At 64.8% G+C, this 12,637-nt stretch carries 10 protein-coding genes; 8 read left to right on the top strand and 2 right to left on the bottom strand.

Annotated elements, in window-relative coordinates; translation table 11 throughout:
- Nucleotides 1-13 precede the first annotated feature (13 nt).
- Nucleotides 14-622 (bottom strand): TetR/AcrR family transcriptional regulator, encoded by a 609-nt coding sequence (locus GWL_RS03555; protein WP_008326770.1) that lies wholly within the window; start codon nucleotides 620-622, stop codon nucleotides 14-16.
- Between the two features lie 144 nt (nucleotides 623-766).
- Between GWL_RS03555 and GWL_RS03560 the strand changes: the two genes are divergently transcribed.
- The 4 genes from GWL_RS03560 to GWL_RS03575 are packed head-to-tail and all read left to right on the top strand — an operon-like array spanning nucleotide 767 to nucleotide 7,232.
- Nucleotides 767-1,948 carry an efflux RND transporter periplasmic adaptor subunit gene (locus tag GWL_RS03560; protein ID WP_008326772.1) on the top strand — a complete coding sequence of 394 codons (1,182 nt, stop codon included), beginning with the start codon at nucleotides 767-769 and terminating at the stop codon, nucleotides 1,946-1,948.
- 16 nt (nucleotides 1,949-1,964) lie between these two features.
- Complete coding sequence (locus GWL_RS03565) at nucleotides 1,965-5,114, top strand: efflux RND transporter permease subunit (RefSeq protein WP_008326773.1); 3,150 nt, start codon at nucleotides 1,965-1,967, stop codon at nucleotides 5,112-5,114.
- Between the two features lies 1 nt (nucleotide 5,115).
- Nucleotides 5,116-6,618: an AdeC/AdeK/OprM family multidrug efflux complex outer membrane factor gene (adeC, locus tag GWL_RS03570; protein ID WP_008326774.1), complete on the top strand. Its 1,503-nt coding sequence runs from the start codon at nucleotides 5,116-5,118 to the stop codon at nucleotides 6,616-6,618.
- Nucleotides 6,615-7,232: a TetR family transcriptional regulator gene (locus GWL_RS03575; RefSeq protein ID WP_008326775.1), complete on the top strand. Its 618-nt coding sequence runs from the start codon at nucleotides 6,615-6,617 to the stop codon at nucleotides 7,230-7,232. Before adeC ends, GWL_RS03575 begins: the two co-directional genes overlap by 4 nt.
- On the opposite strand, the gene GWL_RS03580 is transcribed toward GWL_RS03575, so the two are convergent.
- Complete coding sequence (locus GWL_RS03580) at nucleotides 7,229-8,149, bottom strand: LysR family transcriptional regulator (RefSeq protein WP_034350002.1); 921 nt, start codon at nucleotides 8,147-8,149, stop codon at nucleotides 7,229-7,231. The genes GWL_RS03575 and GWL_RS03580 overlap by 4 nt on opposite strands.
- Nucleotides 8,150-8,289: 140 nt before the next feature.
- Between GWL_RS03580 and GWL_RS03585 the strand changes: the two genes are divergently transcribed.
- From GWL_RS03585 to GWL_RS03600, 4 genes are read left to right on the top strand one after another with little or no spacing between them, the layout of a single operon-like run.
- On the top strand, nucleotides 8,290-9,525 hold the full coding sequence (locus GWL_RS03585; protein WP_008326777.1) for an MFS transporter: 1,236 nt from the start codon (nucleotides 8,290-8,292) through the stop codon (nucleotides 9,523-9,525).
- 19 nt (nucleotides 9,526-9,544) lie between these two features.
- Nucleotides 9,545-11,065 (top strand): amidase, encoded by a 1,521-nt coding sequence (locus tag GWL_RS03590; RefSeq protein WP_008326780.1) that lies wholly within the window; start codon nucleotides 9,545-9,547, stop codon nucleotides 11,063-11,065.
- A 51-nt stretch (nucleotides 11,066-11,116) separates the two neighbouring features.
- Entirely contained in the window at nucleotides 11,117-11,467 is a 351-nt protein-coding gene (locus tag GWL_RS03595; protein WP_008326782.1) for a RidA family protein, read from the top strand.
- Between the two features lie 21 nt (nucleotides 11,468-11,488).
- Nucleotides 11,489-12,622, top strand: a complete 1,134-nt coding sequence (locus GWL_RS03600; RefSeq protein WP_008326784.1) for an FAD-binding oxidoreductase — start codon at nucleotides 11,489-11,491, stop codon at nucleotides 12,620-12,622.
- Nucleotides 12,623-12,637: the final 15 nt, after the last annotated feature.

Below are 12,637 nucleotides of genomic sequence, written 5' to 3' on the forward strand. Positions count from 1 at the left end.
GTATCGTTTCGGACTATCGATGCACCGCATAGGCCGCCAGGAAGGTGTCGACCGCACGCGCCACCATGCGCTTCATGCGCGGCCGCGAGATGCTGGTTTCCAGTCCCAGCATCATCGGCTTGACCGTCTCGCAATCGAGCAGGGCGCACAGCTGCTGGGTCGCCAGCATGGGGTCGGCCGGTCGCAGGCGACCGGCTGCCATCTGCTTCTTCAGGAAGGCGGCGATGCGCTCCATCCCCATCTTCGGTCCCTCTTCGTGGAAGCGGCGGCCGATGTCACTGCGGCCGGCTTCGGCCACGATCATGCGGTGCGTCTGCAAGGTGCTCTCCTGGCACAGGAAACTCACCGCCTTTTCGCCAAAGACCTGCAAGGTCTTCGCCAGATCGTCCACCTCCTGGTCCAGTGCGGCCAGGGCAGGCTCCATCTGCTTCTTGGCCTCGCCGTGGGTCACCGCCACGAACAGCTCCTCCTTCGACTTGAAGTAGCCATACAGCGTGGCCTTTGAGCCACCGATGCGGGCCGAGATCTCGGCCATGGACGCACCCTCGAAACCCATCTCCTTGAAGACGTCGGCCGCCACGGCCAGGATGGCCTCGCGCCGGGCAGGGGTCTTGACTCTCATTGCTGGTCTCCGTGATTTCTTTACAAGTGTCTTTTTCGTACAGATGTGTTCAGTATTGCTTGACCGGGAAAGAACTGTCAATTAATAATACTGTACAGTTCGGTATCGTTATAAAAATCTTCCTTCTTTTCCGGAGAGTCCTTCATGCGCACCCCACCCCTACTACGGCCCGTCGCTGCACTGGCCATCCTCAGTGTTCTCAGTGCCTGCGGCAAGCCGCCGGGCGGGCCGCCACCGGCAGCGGGCACGCCCGTGCTGGGGGTGATGACGGTGCATGCGCAACCGGTGGAACTGCACACGGAACTGCCGGGGCGGACCTCGCCCTACCAGATCGCCGACGTACGGCCGCAGGTCAACGGCATCATCAAGACCCGCAGCTTCCGTGAGGGCAGTGACGTCAAGGCGGGCCAGGTGCTGTACCAGATCAATCCGGCCAGCTATCAGGCCGCCTATGACAGCAGCGTGGCGGCGCTGGCCAAGGCCGAGGCGAGCGTGAAGACGGCGCGCCTGAAGGCCAGCCGCTACAAGGAGCTGGTGGCCATCAGGGCGGTCAGCCAGCAGGATTACGATGACGCCGTCGCTTCGCTCGGCGAAGCCGAGGCCGATGTGGGTTCGGCCCGCGCCAACGTGCAGACCAGCCGCATCAATCTCGATTACGCCAGAGTCGACGCGCCCATCTCCGGGCGCATCGGCAAGTCCAGCGTGACCCCGGGTGCGCTGGTGACTGCCAACCAGACCACGGCGCTGACCACCATCCAGCAACTCGATCCGATCTACGTCGACGTCACCCAGTCCAGTACCACCTGGCTCAACCTGAAGGAAGCGCTGGCCAATGGCCAGCTGCAGAAGTCGGGCAATGGCGCCAAGGTCAGGCTGGTGCTGGAGAATGGCCGCACCTATGCGCAGGAGGGGACGTTGCAGTTCTCGGACGTGACGGTCAACCAGGACACGGGGGCCATCACCCTGCGCGCGGTGTTCCCCAATCCGAAGACCGATCTGCTGCCGGGCATGTATGTGCGCGCCGTACTGGAGGAGGGGGTGCGCCAGCAGGGCCTGCTGGTGCCGCAGCAGGCAGTCAGTCGCGATGGTGCCGGCAAGCCGGTGGCCTTCGTGGTCAATGCAGCGGGCGTGGTGGAACAGCGCGCCCTGGTGACCGATCGCGCCATCGGCAGCCAGTGGCTGGTCAGCAGCGGTCTCAAGGAGGGCGACCAGCTGGTGGTCGATGGCCTGCAGCGCGCCACCCCGGGGGCCAAGGTGAACGTGGTGCCGTGGTCGCCCAAGGCCACGGTGGCCACGGCCAGCGGCACCGGCACCCACACCAACTGAAAGGCGGGAACAGATCATGGCTCGCTTCTTCATTGACCGCCCCATCTTCGCCTGGGTCCTCGCCATCATCGTCATGCTGGCCGGCGCCATTTCGGTGCTGACCCTGCCGATTGCGCAGTACCCGGCCATCGCGCCACCGGCCATCGCCATCACTGCCAACTATCCGGGGGCGTCGGCCAAGACGCTGGAAGATACCGTGACCCAGATCATCGAGCAGAAGATGAAGGGGCTGGATCGTCTCAGCTACATGGCCTCCACCAGTGAATCGTCCGGCACGGTGACCATTACGCTGACCTTCGAGAACGGTACCAATCCGGATACGGCCCAGGTGCAGGTGCAGAACAAGCTCTCGCTGGCCACGCCCCTGCTGCCCTCGGAAGTCCAGCAGCAGGGCATCACGGTGACCAAGTCGGCCACCAACTTCCTCAACGTGCTGGCCTTTACCTCGGAAGATGGCAGCATGAGCGGCTCGGACCTGTCGGACTACGTCGCGGCCAACATCCAGGATCCGATCAGTCGGGTCGAAGGGGTGGGCGATACCACGCTCTTCGGTTCGCAATATGCCATGCGCATCTGGCTCGATCCCGACAAGCTCAACAGCTACAGCCTGACGCCGCTGGACGTGAAGAACGCCATCCAGGCGCAGAACGTACAGGTGTCTTCCGGTCAGCTGGGCGGCTTGCCGGCCGCCGAGAACCAGCAGATCAACGCCACCATCACGGCCCAGACCCGCCTGCGCACGGCCGAGCAGTTCCGCAACATCGTGCTGCGCACGCTCACCGGCGGGGCCCAGGTCAAGCTGGCCGACGTGGCCCGCATCGAACTGGGCAGCGAAAGCTACACCTCGGTGGGTCGCTACAACGGCAAGCCCGCCGCCGGCCTGGCCATCAAACTGGCCACCGGCGCCAATGCGCTCGATACCGTCAAGGCCATCGATGCGCGCGTGGCCCAGCTGGAGAAATTCTTCCCCGCCGGGATGAAAGTGCAGAAGCCGTATGACACCACGCCCTTCGTGCGCATCTCCATCGAGGAAGTGGTGCGCACCCTGATCGAGGCGGTGGTGCTGGTGTTCCTGGTGATGTACCTGTTCCTGCAGAATTTCCGCGCCACGCTGATCCCGACCATCGCCGTGCCGGTGGTGTTGCTGGGAACCTTCGGCGTGCTGGCCGTGTTCGGCTTCACCATCAATACCCTGACCATGTTTGCCATGGTGCTGGCCATCGGCCTGCTGGTGGACGATGCCATCGTGGTGGTGGAAAACGTCGAGCGCGTGATGTCCGAGGAGGGCTTGCCGCCCAGGGAGGCCACCCGCAAGTCCATGGGCCAGATCAGTGGTGCCCTGGTCGGGGTGGCGCTGGTGCTGGCGGCGGTGTTCGTGCCGATGGCCTTCTTCAGCGGTTCCACCGGGGTGATCTATCGCCAGTTCTCCATCACCATCGTCTCGGCCATGACGCTGTCGGTACTGGTGGCGCTGGTGTTGACGCCGGCCCTGTGCGCCACGCTGCTCAAGCCTGCGGCCAAGGGGCATGCGCTGGCGAGCACCGGTTTCTTCGGCTGGTTCAACCGACAGTTCGATCGCGGCAACCTGCGCTATCAGGGCATCGTGCGCCACATGCTGGGTCGTGGCTGGCGCTACATGGCGGCCTATGCGGTGCTGCTGGCACTGGTGGTGACCGGCTTCATGAAGTTGCCGGTGGGCTTCCTCCCGGATGAAGACCAGGGCACGCTGTTTGCGATCCTGCAGTTGCCCTCCGGCGCGACCAAGGCGCGTACCGACGAAGTGATCCGGCAGGTCGAGCATCATTTCCTGGTAGACCAGAAGGATGCGGTATCGGGCATCTTTGCCGTCTCCGGATTCAGCTTCGCCGGTAGCGGACAGAACATGGGCTTTGCCTTCATCAAGCTCAAGCCCTGGGATGAGCGCAAGGGCCCGGGGCTCTCGGTGACCGACGTGGCAGCCAAGGCCGGTGCCGCCTTCGCCCGCATCCGCGATGCCCGCGTGTTTGCCTTCGCCCCGCCGGCGGTGTCCGAGCTGGGCAATGCCACCGGTTTCGACCTGATGTTGAAGGATGAAGCCAACCTCGGCCATGCTGCCCTGATGCAGGCCCGCAACCAGTTGCTCGGCATCCTGTCGCAGGACAAGCGTCTGGTGGCGGTGCGCCCCAACGGGCTGGAAGATACGCCGGAATTCCGCCTCCATGTCGACACCGACAAGGCCGGTGCGTTGGGGGTGTCCATGTCCGACATCAATGACACCATCGCCACCGCCTGGGGCAGCAGCTACGTCAATGACTTCATCGACAAGGGCCGCGTGAAGAAGGTGATGCTGCAGGCCGATGCGCAATACCGCATGCTGCCTTCGGACCTGGACCGCTGGTATGTGCGCAACAGCGCCGGCACCATGGTTCCGTTCAGTGCCTTCTCCACGGCCAGCTGGGCCTCCGGCTCGCCGCGCCTGGAACGCTACAACGGCGTGCCGTCCATGGAGATCCTCGGCATGGCCCTGCCGGGCGCGGCCTCCAGCGGTCAGGCCATGGCCATCGTGGAAGCGGCCCTGGCCAAGATGCCGCCCGGCATCGGCTATGAATGGACCGGACTGTCCTTGCAGGAAAAGGCTTCCAGCGGCAAGACCGGCATCCTCTACTCGATCTCGATCCTGATCGTGTTCCTGGCGCTGGCGGCGCTCTACGAGAGCTGGGCGGTGCCGTTCTCGGTGATCATGGTGGTGCCGCTGGGCGTGTTCGGCGCATTGCTGGGTGCGATCCTGACCTGGAAGATGAATGACGTCTATTTCCAGGTAGGTCTCCTGACCACCATCGGCCTGGCCTGCAAGAACGCCATCCTGATCGTGGAGTTCGCCAAGGATCTCTACGAGCACGGCAAGAGCCTGGTGGAAGCCACCATGGAAGCGGTGCGCATGCGTCTGCGTCCTATCCTCATGACCTCGCTGGCCTTCATCCTCGGCGTGCTGCCGCTGGTACTGGGCAGTGGTGCCGGCGCCGGTGCCCAGCATGCGCTGGGGACGGCGGTGATCGGCGGCATGCTCTCGGGCACGGTGCTGGCGATCTTCTTCGTGCCGCTGTTCTTCGTGATCATCATGAAGCTGTTCGCCCGCAAGCCGACTTCCGCGCCGCAAGGCCAACCCGCGATTTCTCCGGAGCACTGACATGAATTCCTTTCCGACCACCCGCGCCGCGCAACGCCCCCGTCTCCTGATGACGCCGCTGTTGCTGGCCACGCTGCTGGGCGGCTGCACCCTGATACCGGACTACCAGCGTCCCGCCGCGCCCGTCGCCAGCCGCTTTGCGGGCGACCACAGTGCAGCGCCCGCCAGCACCACGCCGGCGACGGCCGTTTCTGATATCGGCTGGCGTGATGTTTTCACCGATCCGACATTGCAGGAAGTGATAAGTCTGAGTCTGGCCAACAATCGTGACCTGCGCGTGGCCGTGCTCAACATCGAAAAGGCGCGCGCCCAGTATGGCGTGGAGCGTGCCGCACTGTTCCCGACCATCAACGCCGCCACCAGCGAATCGGCCAGCCGCACGCCGGCCGACCTGTCGACCACCGGCCGCGCGCTGACCTCACGCAGCTATACCGCCACGCTGGGCTTTAGCGCCTATGAACTGGACCTGTTCGGACGCGTGCGCAGCCTCAAGGAACAGGCGCTGCAATCCTTCCTCTCCACCGCCGAAGCCAGGCGCAGTACCCAGATCAGCCTGATCGCCGAAGTGGCCACGGCCTGGCTGACCCTGGCCTCCGACCAGGATCGCCTGCGCCTGGCCAGGGACACGCTGGCCAGCCAGAGCAGCAGTTATGCGCTCACGCAGCGCAGCTTCGAGCTGGGCTCGGCCTCGGCACTGACCTTGCGCCAGGCGCAGACCAGCGTGGAAAGTGCCCGCGTGGATGTGGAGAGCTACACCGCCCAGGTCGATCAGGACCGCAATGCCCTGGTGCTGCTGGTGGGCAAGGACCTGCCGGACCGATTGTTGCCGCACGGCCTGCCGGATACCGCCCTGGCCGCCGCCAGTCCGCTGGCGAGCATTCCGCCCGGGCTGCCCTCGGAACTGCTGCAGCGCCGCGCCGACATCGTCGAGGCCGAGCGCTCCCTGCGCGCGGCCAACGCCAATATCGGCGCGGCGCGTGCGGCCTTCTATCCCAGCATCAGCCTGACCGCCGATGCGGGAACGGCCAGCGCGCGGCTGGCCGGCTTGTTCAAGGGCGGGTCGGGTTCGTGGAGTTTCGTGCCGCAGATTTCCTTGCCGATCTTCGATGGCGGTGCCAATCAGGCCAATCTGGATATCGCCACCATCAGCCGCGACATCAGCGTGGCCCAGTACGAGAAAGCCATCCAGACCGCCTTCCAGGAAGTCTCGGACGCGCTGGCCCAGCGCAATACCCTGGGCCGCCAGCTCAAGGCCCAGGAGGATCTGGTGGAAGCCAGCGACGCCTCGTATCACCTCTCGCAGGCACGCTTGAACAGTGGTGTGGATAGCTACCTGGACGTGCTCGATTCGCAGCGCACGTTGTATTCGGCACAGAAGACCCTGATCGGTACGCGTCTGTCGCGCTGGACCAACCTGGTGACTTTCTACAAGGCGCTGGGCGGCGGCTGGGTGGAGCGCACCGGCACCCCCGTGGCGAGCGATCCGGCCACCGCCGCGCCATGAGCCCGCGCGCCGACAAGACCCGCGCCATCCTGCTCGACGCGGCACTGGCTGCCTTTGCCCGGCGCGGGGTGCGCGCCACCACGCTGGAACACGTGGCCGCCAGCGCCGCCTTTACGCGCGGGGCCGTGTACTGGCACTTTCCGGACAAGGTGGCGCTGGTCAAGGCGGTCTTCGATGAGCTGGTCTGGCCGTTCGATATCGGTCCGGAACTGGCGGTCTATCGCCAGAGCGAGCAGCCGCTGATGTTGTTGCGCGAAGTACTGTGGTTCAAGCTGCTCGATTTCCTGCGCAATGTGCGCCAGCGTCGGCGCATGGAGGTGGTGCTGCGCTATCGCGGCACGCCCGAGCTGCCCGAGGAACTGGGCGAGCGCATCGAGTCACTGAGCCTGCGCGCCTTGCAGCATCTCACCGCCGTCCTCAATATCGCCTATGAGCGTGGCCAGTTGCGGCGCGGGCTGACCCCCATCGACGTGGCACGTTGCCTGGTGGCGGCCTGCATGGGCGTCATCGCCGAGCACATGGAAGATCCGCAGGCGCGCCTGGAACATTCCTTTCACCTGGCGCCGCTGCTGGTCCTGCAAGGTGCCGGCGCGCTGCTGGAGGAAGACGCCTAATGCCGTGCGCTGGCGCGCGCAATCAGGGTGTTGAGGAAGGCGCGGGCGGCATCGGGCAGGGTGCGTCCGGCCAGGGACTGGATTTCCAGCTGCAGGGTATTCATGTCCTTGTCGCGGATGGGCAGGGCCGCCAGCTGCCCTTCACGTACCAGCCTGCGGATCGGCAGCGCGGCCGAGAAACCGATGCCCTGGCCGGCCATCACGAAGCACAGCAGGGCGCTGATGGAGTCGGCCGCCAGCGTCGGTTCCAGCAGGACGTTACGGCGGCTGCAGCAGGCGTCGATCAGGCGTCGCATGGTGATGTTCTTCTGCGGCATGGCCAGCGGGTAGGGCGCCAGCTCCGACAGGCTGACCTGCCTGCGATGGGCCAGGGCATGGTCCGGTCGCATCACTGCCATGATGGGGGCGCGCTGGGCGAACTCCACCTTGATGTCCGGATCCGGTGCCATCGTGAAGGTCAGGCCCAGGTCCACTGCTCCTTCGCGGATCTGCTGCGCCACATGGACTGCGTTGCCCACCGACAGCTGGAAACGGATGCCCTTGTGCTGAGCGCAGAACTGTTCGATGGCCACCGGGACGAATTCCAGCGCGAAGCCTTCGGTGGTGGCCAGTTTCACTTCCCCGCGCCGCAAGCCTTTCAGGGCGGCCAGTTCATTGCCGATGCGCTCGGCTTCCAGTTGCTGGCGCAGCGCATGCGCGGCCAGCAATTCTCCTGCGGCATTGGGCCGCATGCCGCGCGAGACGCGCTCGAACAGCGGGGTGTCGAGCTCGGCTTCGAGGCGGGCAATCTGGCGGCTGATGGCCGAGGAGGCTACGTTGAGGGTATGGGCCGCTTCGGTAATGGAGCCGCGCCGCACGACTTCAAGGAAGTAGCGTACGGCGGTCTCCTGCAAGATGCGGGTAGGGATATGGGACATGCAGCGATTGTAGGAACGGTTTGCCGATTCGGCAATCACTAATTCGAAAACTTGTACTTGTGGCAAACCATGCGCGGGCTTAGGATTGGCTCACCGATCGGCGGCAAGCTTGCCCGCCATCGCGTTGCGAGGGAGGCTTCATGGATGCTGCAAGGGCTGCAATGACGAAGGCGCAGGGCGAGGGACGTTACCGATACCTGGTGCTGGTGTTGCTTTATCTGGGTTGGTGCGTGTCCTATATCGACCGCGCCGCCATCACTTTCGCGGCGACCCAGATCGCCGGTGAATTCCAGCTCAAGCCCTCGGAGCTGGGCATCCTGCTCTCCAGTTTCTTCCTCGGTTATTCGTTGCTGCAACTGCCCGGCGGCTGGCTGGCCGATCGTTACGGTTCGCGGCCCGTGATCGTCGTTTCCATCCTGTTGTGGTCGGTTTTCACCGGTATCACCGGTATGGCCTGGTCGATCACCAGCCTGGTGGTGATCCGCTTCATCTTCGGCCTGGGCGAGGGCGCGTTTCCGGCGGCCAGCGTCAAGGGCGTGGCCGAACATTTCAGCCGGGCCGAACGGCCCAAGATGTCTTCGCTGCTGATATCGTCCAACTACATCGGCAGCATGCTGGCACCGCTGCTGATTGCCCCGCTGATCCTGCATTTCGGCTGGCGTCCGGTGTTCCATACCATCGGCATCGTCGGGCTGGTGTTCGCGCTGGTGTACTGGTTCTGCGTGCGGCCGGTGCTGCCCGGCAAGGATGGTCCCAAGGCCATCAACAAGGAGGCTTTTGCGGCCCTGCTCAAGATGCCGCTGATGTGGAAGATCGTGGGTGTGTGGTTTGGCCTGTCCATCATCAACAAGGGGCTCGACAGCTGGATGCCGACCTATCTGATGACCGTACGCGGGCTGAACCTGAAGGCGGTGGGTTTGTTGCTGCCGCTGCCCTATGTCATGGCCGGGCTGTCCACCGCCATTGGCGGCTGGGTCATGGTGCGCTTCTTCGATGGTCGCGAAAAGCTGCTGCTGATCGGCTCCTCCCTGCTCACGGCCATCTTCGTCTACTGCATGTACACTGCCCGCAGCGTGGAAGGTGTCATTGCCTGGCAATGCCTGGCGTATTTCTTCAAGTCCTTCGTACTGGCCACCTGCATCGCGCTGCCGACCAAGCTGCTGCAGGCCCAACTGGTCGGTAGCGGCGTGGGCATGGTCAACCTGGGCGGACAACTGGCGGGCTTCATTTCGCCGCTGGTGATCGGCTTCCTGGTCAGCGCCTTTGCCAACTACGATTACGCCTTCAGCTTCCTGATCGGCGCGGCCCTGTTCTCGGTGCTGGTCAGCCTGTTCATCCGCACCAGCAAGAGCACCGAGCAGATACCGCTGGCCTGATCCCACTTCAAGGAAATTCATGTCTGACATCCTCGTCGAAAAAAGTGCCGTCGAACTGCGCCAGCTGATCGGCAGCAAGCAAGTCTCTCCGGTCGAACTGCTGGACGCCTGCATCGCCCGCATCGAAGACCTCAATCCCCATATCAATGCCGTGACCGCCACCTGCTTCGAGCGCGCCCGCCAGGAGGCGCGCGCGGCCGAGCAGGCCGTGATGGACGCTCGCCCGCTGGGTCTGCTGCACGGGCTGCCCATCGGCATCAAGGATCTGGAAGAGACAGAAGGTCTGCTCACCACCTACGGTTCGCCCATCTATCGCAGCAATGTCCCCGCGCGCGACAACGCGCTGGTAGCCCGCCTGCGTGCCGCCGGTGCCATCGTGGCCGGCAAGACCAACGTGCCGGAGATGGGGGCGGGCGCCAACAGCCGCAATACGGTGTGGGGCGCCACCGGCAATCCCTTCAATCCGTTGCTCAATGCCGGCGGTTCTTCCGGTGGTTCGGCCGCAGCGCTGGCGGCGGATCTGCTGCCCCTGTGCTCAGGTTCGGATACCGGCGGCTCGCTGCGCATTCCGGCGGCCAAGTGCGGCGTGGTCGGTTTTCGCCCGTCGCCGGGGCTTGTGCCGAGCGAGCGCAAGCTGCTGGGCTGGACACCGATCTCGGTGGTCGGTCCCATGGGCCGCGATGTGGCCGACACCGTGCTGCAATTGCGCGCCACGCTGGGGCTGCATGCCAGCGATCCCTTGAGCTATGCGGTCGATGAAGGGGCCTTCGCAGCGCTGCCACCGGTGGACCTGTCACGCTTGCGCATCGGCTATACCGAGGACTTCGGCGTGTGCGCAGTAGACGATGGCATCCGCCAGGTCTTCCGCCAGAAGATGGCCGCCATCGGGCGTTTCGTGCAGGTCTGCGAACCGGTCGAGGTCGACATGGGCGAGGCCCATCGCGCCTTCGACGTGATCCGTGCCGAAGCCTTCGTGGCCGGTTTCGAGGCCGCCTATCGGCGCGACCCTGCCTCGTTGGGCCCCAATACCCGCGCCAATTACGAAATGGGGGCGGCCATGAGCCTGTCCGACTGTGCCTGGGCCCAGAGTGAGCAGACCCGCCTGTTCCGCCGCTTCCAGCAGCTTTATGCGCGCTATGACCTGATCCTCTCGCCGACTACGCCGGTCTCGCCCTTCCCCTGGAGCGAGCTGTACCTCAAGGAGGTCAACGGCGTGGCGCTGGAGAATTACTATCGCTGGCTGGCCCTGACCTATGTGGTCACGCTGGCGACCAATCCTTCGATCTCGCTGCCGTGCGGACGCGATCATCGCGGCATGCCCTTCGGCCTGCAGGTGACCGGTGCCTTCCGCGACGATGCCCGCCTGCTGGCCTGGGCGGGAGCACTGGAGGCGGCGTTTGCGGGCGAGGAGACATTGCGCCGGCCACGTCCCGATCTGCACAAGCTCAAGACCGTCCACGCACCGTTGAACTCCATCGTCACCCATCCGCCTGTCCTGGATGGCGGGGTGACGGCGGTGGCGGCACAGTCTGCGGTATAAAACATTTATATAATTTTTAGAATTTATATCATTCCATTTCTTCGAGATTCCATGAGCACGATACAACGCTTCAACACCAATGCCCGCATGAGCCAGCTGGTGCTGGCCAACAATTTCGCCTTCGTCGCCGGACAGGTACCCGACCACGCGGGTGCGCCCATCGCGCAGCAGGCCAGCGAAGTGCTGGCCAAGGTCGATGCACAGTTGCAGGCGCAGGGCATTGCGCGCGAGCGTATCGTCAGCGCCAATGTCTGGCTCTCCAGCCCGGAGCACTTCGCCGCCTTCAATGCGGTGTGGGACGCCTGGGTGCCGGCCGGTCACGCGCCCACGCGCGCCTGCGTGCAGGCCCTGCTGATGGCGCCGGGACTGGATGTGGAAGTGGCCGTCATTGCCGCGCTTTGAAGCTGCCTCGGGAGCATGTCCATGAATGAGCACGGCCGCGTCGACTATCTCATCATCGGCGCCGGCATTGCCGGTGCTTCCATTGCCTACTGGCTGGCGCGTCACGGCAGCGTATTGCTGGTGGAGCGCGAATCGCAGCCGGGCTATCACAGTACCGGCCGTTCAGCCGCGCTCTACATGGAAAGCTACGGCCCGCCCCAGGTGCGGGCACTGACCTGTGCCAGCCGCGCCTTCTTCGATCATCCGCCCGAAGGCTTTGCCGAACACGCGCTGCTCACGCCGCGCGGCGCCTTGTTCTACGCTACTGCTGCCTTGCGGGAACAGCTCGATGCCCATGAGGCGCTGGTACGTTCGGTCTCCGACAAGGTTCAGCGCCTCGATGCGGACCAGACCCGTGCCATGGTGCCGGTCTTGCGTGAGACCGACCTGATCGGATCGGTCTATGAGGAAGACGCCAGCGACATCGACGTGCATGCCCTGCACCAGGGTTTCCTGCGCGGTGCGCGGGCCGCGGGTGCGCGCGTGCTGTGCAATGCCGAGGTGTTGTCGCTGCAGCATGTGCCGGCTGAGGGCCACTGGCACGTGCACACCAGTCAGGGAGAGTTCAACGCCGGCGTCATTGTCAATGCTGCCGGTGCCTGGGCCGACGAGATCGGCGCTCTGGCCGGGGCGGCGCCCATCGGGCTGGTACCCAAGCGACGCTCGGCCTTCACCTTTGCCGCACCGCCAGACAGTGCGCACTGGCCCATGTTCATGCCGGTTGATGAATCCTTCTACATCAAGCCGGATGCCGGCCTGCTGCTGGGTTCGCCAGCCAATGCCGATGCGGTCGCACCGCACGACGTGCAGGCCGAGGAGCTGGACATCGCCATCGCCATCGACCATATCCAGAACGGCACGACGCTGGAAATCCGCCGTCCGGCCCATGTCTGGGCCGGCCTGCGATCCTTCGTCGCCGATGGCAGTTTCGTCGGCGGCTACGATGCGCAACTGCCCGCCTTCTTCTGGGCGGCGGGGCAGGGTGGTTACGGCATCCAGTCCTCACCTGCCGCCGGCGAAGCCTATGCCGCCCTGGTCAGGGGCGAACCCGTGCCAGCGCATATCGCCCGCTTCGGTGTGGAGGCGGCAGCATTGAGTCCGGCGCGCCTGCGCTGAACACGCGGCAGCAGA

Source organism: Herbaspirillum sp. GW103 (assembly GCF_000261365.1).
Lineage (GTDB): Bacteria > Pseudomonadota > Gammaproteobacteria > Burkholderiales > Burkholderiaceae_D > Herbaspirillum.

Bases quoted from the DNA above. Each gene is read 5' to 3' on its own strand.
- GWL_RS03600 (WP_008326784.1), top strand. From the start codon at position 11,489: ATGAATGAGCACGGCCGCGTCGACTATCTCATCATCGGCGCCGGCATT.
- GWL_RS03555 (WP_008326770.1), bottom strand. From the start codon at position 622: ATGAGAGTCAAGACCCCTGCCCGGCGCGAGGCCATCCTGGCCGTGGCG.
- GWL_RS03565 (WP_008326773.1), top strand. From the start codon at position 1,965: ATGGCTCGCTTCTTCATTGACCGCCCCATCTTCGCCTGGGTCCTCGCC.
- GWL_RS03595 (WP_008326782.1), top strand. From the start codon at position 11,117: ATGAGCACGATACAACGCTTCAACACCAATGCCCGCATGAGCCAGCTG.
- GWL_RS03575 (WP_008326775.1), top strand. From the start codon at position 6,615: ATGAGCCCGCGCGCCGACAAGACCCGCGCCATCCTGCTCGACGCGGCA.
- GWL_RS03585 (WP_008326777.1), top strand. From the start codon at position 8,290: ATGGATGCTGCAAGGGCTGCAATGACGAAGGCGCAGGGCGAGGGACGT.
- GWL_RS03590 (WP_008326780.1), top strand. From the start codon at position 9,545: ATGTCTGACATCCTCGTCGAAAAAAGTGCCGTCGAACTGCGCCAGCTG.
- adeC (WP_008326774.1), top strand. From the start codon at position 5,116: ATGAATTCCTTTCCGACCACCCGCGCCGCGCAACGCCCCCGTCTCCTG.
- GWL_RS03580 (WP_034350002.1), bottom strand. From the start codon at position 8,149: ATGTCCCATATCCCTACCCGCATCTTGCAGGAGACCGCCGTACGCTAC.
- GWL_RS03560 (WP_008326772.1), top strand. From the start codon at position 767: ATGCGCACCCCACCCCTACTACGGCCCGTCGCTGCACTGGCCATCCTC.